A 16,061-nucleotide genomic window follows, 5' to 3' on the forward strand; every position below is an offset into this window, starting at 1 on the left:
CCTCACATGGCCTGGATCAGCGTGTCGTACATCTGCTTGATGGACGACATCACCCGCGCATTGGCGGAATAGGCATTTTGCAACGCGAGCAGATGCGCCATCTCGTCGTCGATATTGACGCCGGAGGCATCCGTCACCTTCTTCTGCAGTGTATTCAGCACCACGGCCTGGCCGTCGGCGAGTTGCTTCGCCGAGGTCGCAGCTTCGCCCTGCTGGCTGATGAATTGCTTGGCGAAGTTCAATAGCGTCCCGGTGAACGGCGCGCCGGTGGTGCCGATGCCGGTCTGCGGCGAATAGCGATAAGTTCCCGTCTGCAGCTGCGTGAGGATGAAGTCGGAGCGCGTGGTGTCGCCCGCGGGCGTCAGCGGACTGGTCGAGAACACGATGGTGCGCGAGGGATCGCCGAGCAGCCCGAGATTGACGCTGATGCGGCCGGCAAGCCCCGTCACCTGCGGACCGTTGGCCGTCAGCGCGCCCGTGTAGAGCCCGCCATTGTCGGTGAACAGCGGAAGCTGCGCATTGCCGCTGGTGAGCGACGACATCGTCGTGGTGACCGATGCAGACAGCACGTCCGAGCGATTCGGAGCGCCGTCGTCCAGCACGCGCAAGGTCGAGCCCGACGGATTTGAGAACTGCAGATTTGCAGTGGGCCCAAGCGCGGCGTTGAGCTGCGAAACCACCGAAGCCATGCCGCCGGAAAAATTGACGCCGAGCACTTCGTCGTTCGGGTCGAGTGTCGCGGTATTGCTCAGCGGCAACACGCTCGGATCGTCGACGCGCACGATCGAGAGATTGTGTGTGATGCCGGTGGTGTTGTCCTTGTAGCTGACGTGAATGACGTTGCCCGACTGCAATCCGGTGAGATCGAGATCATAGCCGGCCTGCGGCAGGACTGACGCAGGAGCAGCGGCGCCGGCGGTCGTCTTGTCCGACAGCGCGCTCGACATCGCCGCCGCGAACTGGTCGATCTGCGCCTGCGCTTTCACCAGCGTATTGTCGCGCAGCTCGAGGTAGGCGGCGATCTTGCCTGAGCGAATCGAGTTGGTGGATACCAGATCGTAGCTGCCGCCGTGCGGAAAATTGATCGTGATGGTGCCGACGTTGCTCTTGGTCGGATCGGTCGGATTGTATAGCGTGTTGGGCGTCATCGTGCCCTGCGGATTGAAGCTGAGCTGCGCCGCTTCGGTGCCGACGAGCTGCACGCCGGAATTCGTGAAAACCGTCACCTGGTTGAGGTCGTTGACGACGGTTCTGATGTCCATCAGCGACGACAACTGCGTGATGTATTGATCGCGCTGGTCGAGCAGAGAGGCGGTCGCCGCGTCGGTCTTACCGTTGTTCTGCAGCTGGTTGTTGATGAACGCGATCTGGGCCATCGCGTTGTTGGCCGTAACGATGGAATCGTTGATGCCCATCTCGGCGTTGGCGCGAAGGTTCTGAATGCCTTGCGTCGTCGCATTGAGCGTCTGCGCCATGGTCTGCGCGGCGTTGACGGCACCGATCCTCGCCGACTGAGAGTCCGGGCTCGTCGACAGGCCCTGAAACGCGGTCAACAGCTTGTTGAACGCATCCTCGATGGTGCCTGTTTCGGACGGGTTGCCGTAAACGCTCTGCAGATTTTGCAGGAAGGTCGAGCGGATATCGGCATAGGCCGCGCCGGAGGTTTCGGTGCGCAGCGCCGTCTGCAGATACTGGTCGAGCTGACGGTCGACGCCGTTGAGCAGAACGCTCGATCCGTAGTCGCCGGTGACGCCGGCGGACTGGATGACCGACTTCCTGACGTAACCAGGCGTTTCCGCGTTGGCTACATTCGATCCGACCAGCGAGATCGCAGCTTGCGTCGCACGCAGGCCGGACATTGCGGTGGAGAGAGCTTGACTCAAACCCATGACTGATTGCCCATCTCAAATCGCATCGCGAACGTCGCGGCGAACTACCGCAGCACGTTCAACAGATCCTGCACCATCGTGTTGGAAGTGGTGATCACCTTGGTGTTCGCCGAATAGGCCTGCTGCGTGACGATCAGCTTGGTGAACTCGTCGGCGATATCGGTGTTGGAGCCTTCCAGCGACGAGCCAACGATGGTTCCGGCCTTGCCGTACAGCGCCTGTCCGGATCCGTCGGTCATCTCGAACGCGCCGCCGTTGACGCGCTTGAGGAAGTTGGTGCCGTTGAAGGTCGCGACCGAGATTTCAGCGAGGTCGAGGTTGCGGCCGTTGGAATAGTTGCCAACGATTCGGCCGTTGGTGCCGACGCCGACGGACTGCAACTGGCCGGCCGGGAAGCCGTCCTGCTGGATCTGGTTGACCTGCACGTTGCCGTTGGCATCCGCGAACTGGGTGACACCGCCGGTGCCGAAGTTGATGACGGGGCTGCCCAGCGCGACGCCGTTGACGACGGCATTGGTAAGCTCCACCGACGGAATCGCCGGCGTCATTTGGCCCGACGCCGAGAAGGTGAAGTTGGTATTGACGTTCTGCCACGAGACCTGCGTGCCGGTGGCGTTGGGATTGACCTGGTAGAACAGGTTCCATGTGTCGGTATGGCCGGCGCCAAGCGAAGCGCTGTCGACCTTGGCCCAACGGAACTGCAGGTTCACCGGCGCGCCCGAGATGTCGTAGGTCGTAACCGCACCGCCCGCGATCGACTCGGCGAGGAACGTCGAGTTGTCGTTGCCGACGACCTGGCCGGTGCCGACGCCGCCGCCGCCACCGCGCGTTGCCGTCACGGTGCCGGTAAAGCCGAGGGCAGCCCAGGCTGCGGTGTTCGAACTTGAGATCGAGAGATTGAAGTTCGTGCCGGAGTGCAGCGTGATCGAGCCGGAGGCGATCGTGGACGGGGTTGAAGTTTGCTGGAGCGCGTCGATCTTGGTCAGCAAGGTTCCGATGGTGTCGTCGACGTTGATCTCGTTGGGGCCGACGGCGGTGCCCGACGCCTTGAAGGTGAGGGTTTGGCCGTTGACCGTGATGGTGTCGTTCACGACGAAATTGGTGGAGATCGAGTTGGTGCCGGCCGCGCCGCTGAGCAGGGTTGCGGCCGTATTTGCAACCGACGGCGTCGCCTTGTTGTTCTGGGTGGTGCCGCTTCGGGAAGTGTCGGTATAGGGCGCCGCAGGCGTGCCAAGCGCCAGCGGATTGTGTCCGGCGCTGTACGATCCGGGCACGATCAATTCCGAGCCGGGAACGGAAACGTCATGCTTGGTGGTCAGTGGATAGCTGGCGAGGTTGGCGCGATAGTCGATCCGGGTGGTCTGCTGCGCCGGAAGGAAGTCGTTCTGAAACCTTAGAACCTGCGGCGAGCTGCCGGACGGGTTGCCCGTGGTCGGGTCGATCGGCACGCCCTGCAGATAGTAGCCGGCGCCGTTGACGAGATAGCCGCTCTTGTCGAGCTGGAAGTCGCCGCGACGGGTGAAGCGGTCGACGCCGTCGAACACCGGCGTGCCGTCGGTGAAGTTGCCGGGCTTTTGCACCGCGAAGAAGCCGTTGCCGTTGATCGCCATGAAGGTCGCGACCGAGGCCGTCTGCACGTCGCCCTGCACCGAGTTGGTGGAGCGGGATTGCGTGGTGACGCCGCCGGCAAGCTGCGCCGTCGTGGCGGTCTGCGGGATGAGATCAAGGAAGGAGGTATCGATGCGCTTGAACGCCGTGGTCTGCGAGTTGGCGATGTTGCCCGAGACGTTTTCCAGCGCGTAGGAGTTGGCGCGAAGGCCGCCGACCGCGGTGGTGAGAGCGCCGAAGATACCCATGACATTTTCTCCAAATTCGATCCGGGCGGCTCGCCGGTCTCAGAAAACCCAGGCCGCGTCGGGAGAACATGTCGCAAGCGGCGTGCCAAACCATAAATGATAGAAAAATCATACCCTTAAGAAAAAAGCCCCCGTCGTGGGACCGGGGCACATTTGCCGGGCGGGGCAACAATTGCCGGGTGTCGGCGGCCTAGGAGGCCTGCGGACCGGCCGGGTGAAACACCATTCCGAAACCGTCGATGCAGTAGCGCAAGCCGGTCGGCGGCGGGCCGTCGTCGAAGACGTGGCCGAGATGGCCGCCGCAGCGGTGGCAATGCACTTCGGTGCGCGTCATGCCGAAAGTGCGGTCCTCGGTCTTGCCCAGCGCATTGTCGAGCGGCTGCCAGAAACTCGGCCAGCCGGTGCCGCTTTCGTATTTGGTCTCAGAAGAAAACAGCGGCAGGTCGCATCCGGCGCAGGCGAAGACGCCCTTGCGCTTCTCCTTCAGCAGCGGGCTCGAACCCGGCCGTTCGGTGCCGTGCTTGCGCAGGATTTCATACTGCTGCGGCGTGAGCTGCGCGCGCCATTCGGCGTCGGTCTTCTCGATCTCGAACTTCTCGGCGGCCTGCGCCGGCGTCGAGCGCAGCCAGCGGAAGGCGCCAAGGCCAAACAGGCCGGCGACGGATGCAAGCAGAAAACGGCGGTCGAACATGGAAGTCTCCGTGCGTGGCGGACATAACGGTTCGCCATCAGATACGGGTCCGGAACGTGGACGTTACATGGATCCGTCCCGAATTTTCTCACTTTCCTGCGAGGAAGCAGCCGGCCGCGGCGGTTGCGGCCGCACCGGGCGAGGTGCGCCGGGCGGCGGACGGCGCGGCGGCCTGGTTCCGGCCTGCCGATTGGCCTCCGCGAGCCGCGCCTCTCGAACGCGCTCGCGGGCACGGGCGCCTTCGCGGTAACGGGCCAGCGCCCCTGCCGCCGCCGACTGACCGCGCGCCCAAAGTCCGATCAGATGGCCCGCGACGCGGCCGGTCGTGCCGCCCGCCCATACCAGCTCGAACGGCGAGAACAGCTTCCAGCGGTCCTCGCCCCACAAAATGCTGCGCGCAATCACCTGCCCGGCCATTGCCGAGGTGTTCAGCCCATGCCGGCCAAAGCCGCTCGCCACCCACAGCCCTTTGCGCAACTGGCCAATCTGCGGCATGCCATGCACGGTGACCCCGACAGCGCCGCCGAATACATCAGATATCGGCACCTTGCCGAGCCGTGGGAACACGGTGGCAATGCGGCGGGCAATGGCGGGTCCGAACCGGCTTGGCCGTGCATCCCAGGTGGTTTCCGGGCTCGCCCACATCAGGCGGTCGCCATCCACGATCCGGAAGTGGTCGATGCCGTCGCAGTCGGCCACCGAGCCCTTGAAACTGATTACCTCGCCAAGACGCTCGCCGAGCGGCTCCGTCACGGCGGCATAGCGCCAGACCGGCAGCAGCGTCTCCGACAGGCGGCGCAGCGGCGCGCCGAGATGGACGTTGCCGGCCAGCACGATATGCGAAGCGCGTAGCCGCGCCGACGGCGTCACGATGCGCTTGCGAATGCCCGACGGATCGATGCTGACAACGGGGGTATCCTCGAAGACGCGCGCGCCCGCCCGCTTCGCCTGCACGGCAAGACCGTGGATGTATTTGCGGCCGTCGATCTGGAACGCGTGCGGAAAATAGATGCCGTGGAAATAGCGCGCCGTGCCGAGCTGATCGCGAACGCGATCGATTTGCCATCCCTCGACCTCGGTCTCGAAATCCTCGCTCAGGGTCTGCAGCCGGCTGATCAGCGTCTCGCCGGCGTCGACATTGGAGACCTCCAGCGCGCCCTCGCTCAGCGCAATTCCCGGCATCGCTGTGGCGGAGGCCCGAACGTAATCAGCGCCCTCCTTCGACATCGCCCATAATTCGCGCGCGTCCTCGAGGCCGACCCGCTCGATCAGGTCGGCGACCGGAAGGCTGTAGCCCGGCATCACCGTGCCGAGCTGATGGCCGGACGCGTTCCAGCCGACATGCCGGCCTTCGAGCACCGCGACGCTGGCGCCAAGACGCGCGGCCTCCAGCGCCACCGTCAGGCCGGCAAGGCCGGCCCCCACCACGCAAATGTCAACATCCAGGTCGAAGGAAAGGCGCGAGCGGAAAGGCGCGTCATCCTCGGGGCCGTTGGTCGCACTTGAGAAAGTCTCGGGCATGGCCTTACTTACGGACCGCTGCGGCGCTTGTCACCTCGTCCGGGACATGAGCTTGTAGATTAGTCCAGACTAAGACCGAATCGAGATTGCGCCCATGCGCCGTTTGATGCTGCTGCGTCACGCCAAGACCGAACACGACGCGCCTTCGGGCCATGACCATGACCGCCGTCTCGACGAGCGCGGCCGGCTGGATGCCGCCGCCATCGGAACCTGGATCGGCCGGCATCCCCCCTTCCCGGACACCGTGCTGGTTTCCACCGCGGTGCGGGCGCGGCAGACCTGGGACATCGCACGCGAGGCGATCAAGGATGCAGTGCGGGATAGGCCACCGCGGCCCCAGGTCGAATTGCTCGACGAGATTTACGGGGCCGAGCCGGCGCAGCTCCTGCAGATCATCCGCATGGCCGAGGTCACTGATCCCGAGCGGTTGATGCTGGTCGGCCACAATCCCGGCATGCATGAGCTGGCGCTGATGCTCGCCGGCAGCGGCGAGGCGGCGGCGAAGAAATCACTCCAGGACAATCTGCCAACCGCCGGCCTCGCCATTCTGGATTTCGCGATCGACGACTGGAGCGAGGTGGCGTTCCGCCGCGGCAAGCTGGTGCGCTTCACCAGCCCGAAACTGCTGAAGCAGGCGCTGGACGATTGAGGCGGGCGGACATCCGCGGCCGCCAGTGCTAAACTCACCGCCATGTTCGAGCAAAACAGCAACAAGTTCGCATAAAAAGAATACGCGTCAAAACAACGAGCTAGAGTCGGATTCTGACAGATCGGAACCACGGACGCCTGAGGGAGACGCGAATGTTCAAGTCGATTCTCGTGCCAATCGATCTGGCCGATACCGACCTCGCCAAGCCCGCGATCGCCACCGCGGCCACGCTGTCGCAGACCTGGAACGGCAAGGTGCGCCTGCTCAACGTGCTGCCGACGACGCCCGCGATGCTGGCCGAATATGTCCCAGCCGATTTCGACGCCCAGCAGCGCGCGACGTCGGAGGAAGCCCTCGCCATCGTGGCCAATGAATCCGGTATCGAGGCGCCGCGCATTTCTACCGCAGTGCGGAAAGGTGGCATCTATCACGAGATCCTCGAAGAGGCGGCGGCGGTCAAGGCGGACCTGATCGTGATGACCTCGCACCGGCCGGCGATGCGGACCTACTTTCTCGGCTCCAACGCCGGCCACGTCGTGCGCTATGCAAAATGCTCGGTGCTGGTGGTCCGGCACTAGTTGGAGTGCCCTCACACAAAATATCGAAAACAACCCCATGCACAGTAGGACGGCCCCGGACCAAGGCACGCCGGCCGCTTGTGTCCAAAGGCCTGAAATGGTCCGCAGCCCCGCACGGTAGCGTCGGGCGATGTTCCCACGCCGCCGATGCCGTGCCCATTATTGCCGTTCGCCTGATCGGTCGTTAGGCCGGAGCGTGGCCGCAAAAAAATCGGCCCGGTCTTTCGACCGGGCCGACGGCGTCAAAGCTTCAATCCAAGTGCTTACATCATCCGCGCGTACATCGGATCGATCGCGCCCCGCACGGCCGATTCGATCTGGCTGCGATGAACCCCGATGTCGCGCAGCGCGCGGTCGTCCAGTTCACTCAGCGTTTTGATGGCTTGGCGGCGCGCAAGGTAGTCGACGACGCGGTTCACCCAGCCACCGAACACGCCGAACAATCCGGCCGGGCTCTTGCGGGAAGCAGGCTGGCCTGCCGTCTGGGATATCGTCGTCATCGTCGTTCTCCTTCTTTCACACGGCAAACCGCTGCCGCCGGCGCAGACGCCGCGAAGCACCTGCACCTTCCAATGATCCGATTGCTTGCACCCCTCTCAGTGCAATCTCTGGCTTGATGGGTCCAAAATGATCCGATACATTTCTCGGTGCAAAGAAAACATTGCTCTCGGTGCAATTATGTCAAAATTCGAGTACCTGAAGCTGGCCGATACCGTCGCTGCCGAGATCGCCAACGGCGCGCTCAAGCCCGGCGACCGCCTGCCGCCGCAGCGCAGCTTCGCCTATCAGCGCAAGATCGCGGTCTCGACCGCCAGCCGCGTCTACACCGAGCTGCTCCGCCGCGGCCTCGTGGTCGGCGAAGTCGGACGCGGCACGTTCGTCTCGGGCGAATCGCGCCGCGGCGTCACCATGCCGACCGAGCCGCGCGGCGCGCGCATCGATCTCGAAGTAAATTATCCGATCCTGCCGACGCAATCGGCGATGATCGCCAGGAGCCTCGCTGGGCTCGAACGCCCCGAAGTGCTCGATCTCGCCTTGCGGCACTCGACCACGACCGGCACGCTGGCGGCGCGGACGATTTCCGCCGAGTTTCTGTCCCGCGAGGACTGGTCGCCGGCACCCGATCAGCTCGTCTTCACCGCGAACGGCAGGCAATGCATCGCCGCCGCGCTCGCGGCAACGGTGCCGAGCGGCGGCCGCTGCGGCGTCGAGGCGCTGACCTATCCCTTCATCAAGGAGATTGCCGCGCGGCTTGGCGTCACGCTGGTGCCGCTTGCGATGGACGAGAACGGCGTTCGCCCCGACGCCGTGCAGAAGGCGCACCGCGAAGTCCATCTATCCGCGCTGTATATCCAACCGACGATTCAAAACCCGCTCGGCATGACCATGCCGCAGGCGCGCCGGGACGAGCTCTTGCGCGTCGTCGAAAAGCTCGGCCTCCCCGTCATCGAGGACACCGTCTACGGCTTTCTCGACGAGGAAACGCCGATGGCCGCGTTGGCGCCCGACCTCTGCATCACGCTCGACAGCCTCTCGAAGAAGGTGGCGCCTGGTCTTGCGCTCGGCTTCATCGTGTCGCCGCCGCGCCTGCGCGAGCGCGTCATGGCCGCGGTCCGCTCCGGCGGATGGACAGCTTCCGGATTCGCCTTCGCCGCCGGGCAACGGCTGATGGCCGACGGCACCGTCGCCGAACTGTCACGCCTGAAACGGATCGACGCGGCGCGGCGCCAGCAACTGGCCGCAAAATACCTGGCCGGCTTCGAGGTCCAGGCGAACGTCAAATCCTACCATCTGTGGCTTACCCTGCCCCCGCATTGGCGCTCGCAGACCTTCGTGGCCGCCGCCGCCCGGCGCGACATTGCACTGACCCCTTCGACCACCTTTGCAGTAACACCCGGCCACGCCCCCAACGCCGTGCGCCTCGCGCTCGGCGCGCCCTCTACCGAACAGCTCGATCTGGCGCTGCGAACACTGTCGGGCATGCTGACGGCGAAGGAAGATCTCGACACGACCGAGTAGATGCGGGCACATCCGCTACGGAGACGGAATACGCTCCCCGTTTCGGGCGGACCACGCCGAAAAAAAGCCGAAGCGGGCCTTCGATCCCTGCGCGCCGCTGGAACCTTTATGAAGATCGGAACTCTCTGTTACACAATCGCCTGATCGCCGACGATGGGCGGGAGTGAAGCGCAGCGCATACGTCGAATCCTTGTTCAAGCTCGCGCAAACGCTCTACTCTATGACCGGTTGGATCGTCGGGAACCCGTGACACCCGATCCAGGATGGAATAGCTAAGAGGCCTCTGACACCGGCCGACAAGGCCCCAAAAGGGCGCAAGGAGCTCCATGGGATAGCGCTGAACAATGCGCTAAGCGGCGCCAATCGTGAGCCGACGGTTCGGGTCCAGAACCGCCTGCTGGCCGGACTTGCGCCGGCTTCCTTCGAGCGACTTCGTCCTTTCCTGCAGCCCGTTGCGCTCAAGCGCCGGGCGATTCTTCAGGACTATCACCATCCCATCGAGCACATCTATTTCATCGAGCGTGGCGTCGCATCGATGCTGGTGCGGACGCAGCGCGACGGGCCGGTTGAAATCGCGATGGTTGGACGGCTCGGCTTCGTCGGCGTGGCGGCCGTGCTTGGCATATACCGATCTCCCAATCGATGCCTGATGTCGGTCCCCGGCTATGCATTGCGCATCGCCGTGTCCGACCTGCGACGGGTCGCGCACCGATGCCCCGATGTCCAGCAGCAGCTGTTCAACTATATCCATGCGCTGCTGGTCCAGAACGCCCAAACAACGCTTTGCAGCGCCCGTCACAGCCTCGAAGAAAGGTTGAGCCGCTGGCTGCTGCTTGCAGCGGACCGGCTGGACGACCGGGTCATTCCTGTGACGCACGACATGCTCTCGGTCATCCTGGGCGTACGACGCGCCAGCATTACGACGACGCTTGCCACACTGGAACAGAGCGGGGGACTCATCAGGCAGCGGGGCAGCATCAACCTGTGCGATCACGCGGCGCTCGAGCGTCGAACCTGTGAGTGCTATCAGATCATCGCTTCAGAATACGGGTATCTGACTCGCAGCGGCCTGCATCAGTATCGCTTATCCGCGGATAATGGTGCGATGCGCGCTTGTCGCTACTGCTTCTGACTCAATCACTTGGCAGTTTTTATCGCTCTGCCCCGCGCGGCGTGGGCCGCCGCCAATCTTTGTACGGCAACGTACCGAGTAACCGGCTTTAGTCGAACGGGCCGACCTGCCCCTGGAAGTTATAGTAACGCCGAAAATGCAAGATCCAGGGCCGAGCCAGGCTGTTCCCCTCACTGGATAGCCTTCTCCGACTGGAGACATCATAGGAGGAATCCAGATGAGCACGGGCAGATGCCGCCGCGTCACGCGCCGCCGTTTCCTAACGCAATCCGGTCTTACGCTTGCCGCCGCGTCGGCGTCGTCTCTCACTGCGCCATTTATCTCCAGAGCCCTTGCGGACACCAAATCGCTGTCCATCGTGCAATGGAGCCATTTTGTTCCGGAATACGACAAATGGTTCGATCAGTTCGCCAAGGACTGGGGTACGAAAAACAACGTCGCCGTCGCCGTTGATCATATCCCGGTCGCCAACGTTGCCGCGCGTGCGGCGGCCGAAGCCTCCGCGCAATCGGGCCACGATCTGTTCGGCTGGAATGGCGCAGGCGGGGCACATCTCTACCGCAAATTCCTCGTCGACGTGACAAGCCTCGTCGAGGCGACCGAGAAGAAGTACGGCAAGGTCAGCACGATCGGCCGGCAGATCGGCTACAATCAAGATGACAAGACCTGGTCTGCGCTTCCCGATTTCTACATCAACTTCCCAGCCATGTATCGCAAGAGCATGTGGGATGAAATCGGGATCAAGCCCGATACGTGGGATAATGTTCGCATCGGCGGCGCCAAGCTGAAGGCCAAGGGTCATCCGATCGGGATTTCACTGGGCCACAGCAACGATCCGAACACCACTTGGCGTGGCTTGCTGTGGAGCTTTGGTGGCGCGCTTCAAGACGCCGAAGGCAAGAAAGTGACACTCAATAGCAGGGAGACGGTCGAGGCCGTCAAGTTCGTCACCGCGCTATACAAGGAGGCAATGACGCCGGAAGTGCTGTCATGGGACGACTCCAGCAACAACCGCTATCTTGTTTCGGGCATTGGCTCGATGATCGTCAATCCGATCTCGGCGTATCGGACGTTCCAGAAGGCAAACAAGAAAGGCGCCGACGATACATTCGTGATGGCTCCGCCGAAGGGGCCGGTGCGCCAGCTCATGGGCGGCGCTTCCGAGTTCTATGGCATCTGGAAGTTCGCCAAAAACAAGGAAGGCGCGATCGAGTTCCTCAGATACTATGTCGACAATTGGCCGGAAGCGTTCAAGGCGAGTGAAGGGTACAACAACCCCTGCTTCTCCAACCTTGTGCCGAAGCCGATGCCGATCCTCTCCAACGACCCAACCTCGACGCCGAATGATAAGCTTGCGGTGCTCGAGGACTCCGACCAGTGGTCGGCCTCTCCCGGATATCCCGGCCCGTCCTGGCCCGCCGTCGATGAAGTCTACAATGACTTCGTCATCTGCGACATGATGTCGAAGGCGGCGACCGGCGAGATGTCCGCCGAGGAGTCGGTCAAATGGGCGCACCAGCAGTCTGAAGCGATCTTCACGAAATGGCACGGGAAAACGTGAGGCCGTGCCCGGACCGCGCCCCCGTTGCGCGGTCCGGAATATCGGTAAAGCTTCCATTGTTTGGAGCAGGATTGGAATTCGGTCGAAAAACTGGCGGCAGAGTGCGCGCCATGCATTGGCTTTGGGAGGATCGATGGCCGCTGTATTGACCCGGCATATCGTCAAGAAATTCGGCGAGTTCCCGGCCGTTAACGACATTTCGCTTATGGTACCGAACGGCGAGTTCATGGTGCTGCTCGGCCCCTCTGGCTGCGGCAAGACCACTTTTCTGCGCATCATTTGCGGCCTCGAGCAACAGACCAGCGGCGATCTCCTGATCGGCGGCAATGTCGTCAACGACATCCCACCACGTGCCCGCGGCGTTGCGATGATGTTTCAGAGCTATGGCCTTTATCCGCATTACACCGTGCGCAACAACATCGCCTTTCCGCTGCGTACGCAGCGCGTGCCCCGCGAGGAAATCCAGAAGAAGGTCGTGTGGGCCTCGCAGTTGCTTGGCATCGGCCATCTTCTCGAGCGGCGACCACGCCAGCTCTCCGGAGGTGAGCGGCAGCGCGTGGCGCTTGCCCGTGCGCTGGTCCGCGAACCGACCGCGCTTCTGCTCGACGAACCGCTTTCCAACCTCGATGCCAAATTGCGCACCTCGGCTCGCCAGGAAATCAGGAATTTTCAGCAGCGCGTTGGCCTGACCACCATCTACGTGACGCACGACCAGGTCGAAGCGATGGGCATGGGCGACCGCATTGCGGTCATCGACCATGGACGCGTTCGGCAGGTGGGAACGCCAACCGACATTTATGAGAATCCTGCCGACCTTTTTGTCGCGACCTTCGTCGGGGCACCGCCGATGAACATCGTCACCCGCAACGGCGGTGGCTATCTGGGATTCCGACCGGAGAATTTCCTACCCAAGAACATGATCGGAGATGACGGTGCGACTGAATTTTCTTTTCGCGTCGACCGCTCCGAATATCTCGGCTCCGAGCGCATCGTTTATGGCGTGATGGATGGCTTCGATTCGAGGCAGCCCATCACCGCGAAATTGCCGCCTGCCCACGTGGCCGAAGAAAGCATTCGCCCCGGCGAATGGCACGGGTTCGCGGTCAAGAACAGCGCGCTGCGCCACTTCGACAACAATGGCAATCGTATCACTCGCCACTGAGCCAGGAAGTCACCAATGGCCGTCATCGCGGAACCTGTTGCCAAGCCGATTTCGCGCTCTCAATTCATTCTGGATCGGCGGGAGGTGCTGGAGACGATCTTGGTCGCGCCAGCGATCCTCTACGTCCTGCTACTGGTAGGTTTGCCGCTCCTGCTCGCGGTATACTACTCGCTTAGCGCCTATACAATCTACAATCCAACCTGGAAGTTTGTCGGTCTGGTGAATTTCGAAGAGATCCTGCAAAATCCGACCTTCATTGACACGCTACTGAACACCTTCGTCTTTACATTTGGGTCACAGCTTCTCGGGCTCGTACTCGGAAAGTTCGGCGCCTTCCTGCTGTTGCAGCCGTTCCCCGGTCGCAAGATTGTCCGGGCGCTGATCATCCTGCCTTTTGCGGTGCCGGTCGCGCTCGCCACGATCGCCTGGCAATGGATGTTCGATTCACTTTACAGCGTGATCAATTGGACCATGATTGCGGCTGGTATCCTCACTCGCGAAGAGGCGCCGAATTGGCTCGGCAATCCGTATCTCGCGATGCTGTGCATTGTCATCATCAACGCCTGGCGCTTCTTTCCATTCGCTATCGTGATCTTCCTCGCCGGCATCACCGCTGTTCCGCAGGACGTGATCGACGCCGCAACGGTCGATGGTGCAGGATTCTGGCGCCGCAACTACCAGATCATCCTGCCGATGATTCTGCCGATTATGGCCATCGGCCTGATCTTTGGCATCGTGTTTACCTTCACCGATCTTTCCATCGTTTTCTTGCTGACCATGGGCGGTCCCGGTGGCGCGACGTCGGTCCTGGGCTTTGCGGGCTTTCAGACCGGCATTGTCTCCGGCGACGTGTCGCATGGCGCGGCGATCTCGCTGTTCATGTTGCCGGTACTCCTTGTCGTGGTGATCTTCATGCTGCGCTTCATTCGTCGGCGGGAGATTTGATATGTCGCACACTGTTGTCCGCACTCTCCGCCAGACCGGCTTTTTCCTCGGCGTCGCATTCTTCGTCATCCTGGCGGCGTTCCCGTTTTATTGGATGGTAATCACCGCATTCAAGCAGAACAGCGACCTTTACGACGTCACCAATATCCCGTTCTGGTTCAATGAGGCGCCGACGCTCGAACACATCAAGTATCTGTTCGAGGAGACCCTGTTCGCGCGCTGGTTGTTGAACTCGCTGATCATCGGCGTCTGCGTCACCGCGATCACGCTGGTCACCGCGGTTCCGGCCGGCTACAGCCTGGCCCGGATGACCAGCCGCAAGGGCGAAGCGCTCGGCATCATGATCTTCCTGACCTACCTCGTCCCTCCGACCTTGTTGTTCCTGCCGCTGTCGCGCATCATCGCCGAACTCGGCCTACAGAACTCGATGTGGTCATTGGTGCTGGTCTACCCGACCTTCACAATCCCGTTCTGCTCCTGGCTGCTGATGGGATTCTTCAAGGCGCTGCCGGTCGAGATCGAGGAAGCCGCGATCGTCGACGGGTGCAGCCTGTTCGGCGCCTTCATCAGGATGGCGATCCCGCTCTCGGTACCAGCCATCCTGACAGTGGTGATCTTCACGTTCACCCTGACCTTGCAGGAGTTCGTCTACGCCCTGACCTTCGTCTCATCGTCCGACCAAAAGCCGATCACGCTAGGCGTTTCGACCGATCTGATCCGGGGCGACGTGTTCTTCTGGGGTGAGATTATGGCGGGTGCGTTGATAGCTGCCATTCCCGTGGCGATCGCCTACAATCTCTTCCTCGATCGCTTTATCGCCGGTATCACCGGTGGGGCCGTGAAGTAACCTGACGCTTCGTCGCCTTTGTTGCCGAAGGAACAGGTAACGCATTGCTGTGGCACATTGTGACTTCAACTCAGGCCACACCCCACTTTGGAAGCATGACAGTGCTAGCTTCGGGGTATTGCTCCGATTCCTCTTCGCGGCCGCCATCGAAGAGAGCGGACATCGCGTGCTGGTGCTGCTGGTTCACTGCGTGTCGATCATGGCGGTTGACTGACTGACGCGCTCACCGCGGCGCTTGCTGCCCAACGCCGAGGCCGCCGTCGGGCCACTCTCGCCTTGTACGGCTCGATCTTGTCCCACTCACGCAGCATGCGGCGGCTGAATTCGGCGTCGGTGTGCCACAGCGCCCGCGGCATCGCAAAACTGTCGACGGTGACCAGCATCTTCTCGACCTCGGGCCAGTGCCGGTGCAGCGTCATCGGATAGCGTCGTGCGGTCCAGGTATTGCGACACACATGGACGCGAGGCCATCATCAAGCTACCCGACAGATCGGGAAAATAGGTGCGGCGCACAAAGTCTGCAACTGGTCGCAAGCGACGATCCGGAGTAAGCCTTCTCATACCGATCTACCCTCGATAAGCGACGTTGCCGTGGCTCGGCGGTTCTTCGGCTGCCGGCCATGAATAGTCAGTTCGCAGCACTGTCTTTCAGTGCCAACTGCACCTTTGCTGCCGGTTGTGCTCGGATGGTCGCACTCGGAACTCAAGGCCGAAGTTTCTTGCGCATCATCACGTGCGATATGCCCGCATCATCGAAGACCGCTCCTTCCTCTATGTACCCAAGTCGTCTGTAAAACTCGCGTGCCGTGAATTGCGCGGCCAGAATGATGTCCTGGGCACCGTCACGGGAGGCAGCGGCCGCGGCGAATTCCATCAACTCTCTTCCAATCCCTTTTTTTCGTGAATGCCTCGATACCGCCATCCTGCCTATCTTCGCCGTGCGCTCATGGCGCACCATGCGCAACGTCCCGATGACGTGGCCGTCAGAAAGTGCAGCAAGATGCGCGGCGACCTTGTCGTTCTCATCGACTTCAAATTCTTCCGGAACATCTTGTTCAATGACGAACACTTCGCGTCGCAAGGCATATACCGCCGACATAAGCGGATCCGTAGCCCGGATCTCAACTATCGTAGTCAATTTTCCATCTCCTCTTACCCGCCGCTTTTAGCAACCCACCACCGACCACTGCAATTTTTGTGGACACTGTCTT

15 protein-coding genes are annotated in these 16,061 nt (G+C 62.1%); 8 read left to right on the forward strand and 7 right to left on the reverse strand.

Going from position 1 to position 16,061, the window contains the following annotated elements; all coding sequences use genetic code 11:
• Window positions 1–2 precede the first annotated feature (2 nt).
• From flgK to QA643_RS29125, 4 genes are all read right to left on the reverse strand, one after another.
• Complete coding sequence (flgK, locus tag QA643_RS29110; protein WP_283029097.1) at window positions 3–1,889, reverse strand: flagellar hook-associated protein FlgK; 1,887 nt, start codon at window positions 1,887–1,889, stop codon at window positions 3–5.
• Between the two features lie 44 nt (window positions 1,890–1,933).
• Entirely contained in the window at window positions 1,934–3,745 is a 1,812-nt protein-coding gene (locus QA643_RS29115; protein WP_283029098.1) for a flagellar hook-basal body complex protein, read from the reverse strand.
• 190 nt (window positions 3,746–3,935) lie between these two features.
• On the reverse strand, window positions 3,936–4,436 hold the full coding sequence (msrB, locus tag QA643_RS29120; RefSeq protein WP_283029099.1) for a peptide-methionine (R)-S-oxide reductase MsrB: 501 nt from the start codon (window positions 4,434–4,436) through the stop codon (window positions 3,936–3,938).
• Between the two features lie 63 nt (window positions 4,437–4,499).
• Entirely contained in the window at window positions 4,500–5,957 is a 1,458-nt protein-coding gene (locus QA643_RS29125) for an FAD-binding oxidoreductase (protein WP_283029100.1), read from the reverse strand.
• A 94-nt stretch (window positions 5,958–6,051) separates the two neighbouring features.
• Between QA643_RS29125 and QA643_RS29130 the strand changes: the two genes are divergently transcribed.
• Entirely contained in the window at window positions 6,052–6,606 is a 555-nt protein-coding gene (locus QA643_RS29130; protein WP_283029101.1) for a histidine phosphatase family protein, read from the forward strand.
• A 152-nt stretch (window positions 6,607–6,758) separates the two neighbouring features.
• Entirely contained in the window at window positions 6,759–7,184 is a 426-nt protein-coding gene (locus QA643_RS29135; RefSeq protein WP_283029102.1) for a universal stress protein, read from the forward strand.
• Between the two features lie 263 nt (window positions 7,185–7,447).
• On the opposite strand, the gene QA643_RS29140 is transcribed toward QA643_RS29135, so the two are convergent.
• Complete coding sequence (locus tag QA643_RS29140; protein WP_283029103.1) at window positions 7,448–7,684, reverse strand: DUF1127 domain-containing protein; 237 nt, start codon at window positions 7,682–7,684, stop codon at window positions 7,448–7,450.
• Window positions 7,685–7,862: 178 nt separating this feature from the next.
• Between QA643_RS29140 and QA643_RS29145 the strand changes: the two genes are divergently transcribed.
• The 6 genes from QA643_RS29145 to QA643_RS29170 all read left to right on the forward strand — a co-directional run bounded on the left by QA643_RS29145 (window position 7,863) and on the right by QA643_RS29170 (window position 14,850).
• Complete coding sequence (locus QA643_RS29145; RefSeq protein ID WP_283029104.1) at window positions 7,863–9,203, forward strand: PLP-dependent aminotransferase family protein; 1,341 nt, start codon at window positions 7,863–7,865, stop codon at window positions 9,201–9,203.
• Between the two features lie 535 nt (window positions 9,204–9,738).
• Window positions 9,739–10,335 carry a helix-turn-helix domain-containing protein gene (locus tag QA643_RS29150; RefSeq protein ID WP_283029105.1) on the forward strand — a complete coding sequence of 199 codons (597 nt, stop codon included), beginning with the start codon at window positions 9,739–9,741 and terminating at the stop codon, window positions 10,333–10,335.
• Window positions 10,336–10,552: 217 nt separating this feature from the next.
• The gene (locus QA643_RS29155; protein ID WP_283029106.1) at window positions 10,553–11,896 is read left to right on the forward strand and encodes an extracellular solute-binding protein; all 1,344 of its coding nucleotides are present in this window, start codon (window positions 10,553–10,555) and stop codon (window positions 11,894–11,896) included.
• Between the two features lie 4 nt (window positions 11,897–11,900).
• Entirely contained in the window at window positions 11,901–13,058 is a 1,158-nt protein-coding gene (locus tag QA643_RS29160; RefSeq protein ID WP_283029107.1) for an ABC transporter ATP-binding protein, read from the forward strand.
• 15 nt (window positions 13,059–13,073) lie between these two features.
• Window positions 13,074–14,003: a sugar ABC transporter permease gene (locus QA643_RS29165; protein ID WP_283029108.1), complete on the forward strand. Its 930-nt coding sequence runs from the start codon at window positions 13,074–13,076 to the stop codon at window positions 14,001–14,003.
• A gap of 1 nt (window position 14,004) precedes the next feature.
• On the forward strand, window positions 14,005–14,850 hold the full coding sequence (locus tag QA643_RS29170; protein ID WP_283029109.1) for a carbohydrate ABC transporter permease: 846 nt from the start codon (window positions 14,005–14,007) through the stop codon (window positions 14,848–14,850).
• 197 nt (window positions 14,851–15,047) lie between these two features.
• Here the strand turns inward: QA643_RS29170 and QA643_RS29175 are convergent, their stop codons facing one another.
• Complete coding sequence (locus tag QA643_RS29175; RefSeq protein ID WP_349253241.1) at window positions 15,048–15,269, reverse strand: hypothetical protein; 222 nt, start codon at window positions 15,267–15,269, stop codon at window positions 15,048–15,050.
• Between the two features lie 284 nt (window positions 15,270–15,553).
• Window positions 15,554–15,988: a GNAT family N-acetyltransferase gene (locus tag QA643_RS29180; protein ID WP_283029110.1), complete on the reverse strand. Its 435-nt coding sequence runs from the start codon at window positions 15,986–15,988 to the stop codon at window positions 15,554–15,556.
• Between the last annotated feature and the right edge of the window lie 73 nt (window positions 15,989–16,061).

Source organism: Bradyrhizobium sp. CB3481 (genome assembly GCF_029714305.1).
Taxonomy (GTDB): domain Bacteria; phylum Pseudomonadota; class Alphaproteobacteria; order Rhizobiales; family Xanthobacteraceae; genus Bradyrhizobium.

Excerpts from the sequence above, each read along its gene's own strand:
- flgK (WP_283029097.1), bottom strand. The coding sequence starts at position 1,889 with ATGGGTTTGAGTCAAGCTCTCTCCACCGCAATGTCCGGCCTGCGTGCG.
- QA643_RS29115 (WP_283029098.1), bottom strand. The coding sequence starts at position 3,745 with ATGGGTATCTTCGGCGCTCTCACCACCGCGGTCGGCGGCCTTCGCGCC.
- msrB (WP_283029099.1), bottom strand. The coding sequence starts at position 4,436 with ATGTTCGACCGCCGTTTTCTGCTTGCATCCGTCGCCGGCCTGTTTGGC.
- QA643_RS29125 (WP_283029100.1), bottom strand. The coding sequence starts at position 5,957 with ATGCCCGAGACTTTCTCAAGTGCGACCAACGGCCCCGAGGATGACGCG.
- QA643_RS29130 (WP_283029101.1), top strand. The coding sequence starts at position 6,052 with ATGCGCCGTTTGATGCTGCTGCGTCACGCCAAGACCGAACACGACGCG.
- QA643_RS29135 (WP_283029102.1), top strand. The coding sequence starts at position 6,759 with ATGTTCAAGTCGATTCTCGTGCCAATCGATCTGGCCGATACCGACCTC.
- QA643_RS29140 (WP_283029103.1), bottom strand. The coding sequence starts at position 7,684 with ATGACGACGATATCCCAGACGGCAGGCCAGCCTGCTTCCCGCAAGAGC.
- QA643_RS29145 (WP_283029104.1), top strand. The coding sequence starts at position 7,863 with ATGTCAAAATTCGAGTACCTGAAGCTGGCCGATACCGTCGCTGCCGAG.
- QA643_RS29150 (WP_283029105.1), top strand. The coding sequence starts at position 9,739 with ATGCTGGTGCGGACGCAGCGCGACGGGCCGGTTGAAATCGCGATGGTT.
- QA643_RS29155 (WP_283029106.1), top strand. The coding sequence starts at position 10,553 with ATGAGCACGGGCAGATGCCGCCGCGTCACGCGCCGCCGTTTCCTAACG.
- QA643_RS29165 (WP_283029108.1), top strand. The coding sequence starts at position 13,074 with ATGGCCGTCATCGCGGAACCTGTTGCCAAGCCGATTTCGCGCTCTCAA.
- QA643_RS29170 (WP_283029109.1), top strand. The coding sequence starts at position 14,005 with ATGTCGCACACTGTTGTCCGCACTCTCCGCCAGACCGGCTTTTTCCTC.
- QA643_RS29175 (WP_349253241.1), bottom strand. The coding sequence starts at position 15,269 with ATGACGCTGCACCGGCACTGGCCCGAGGTCGAGAAGATGCTGGTCACC.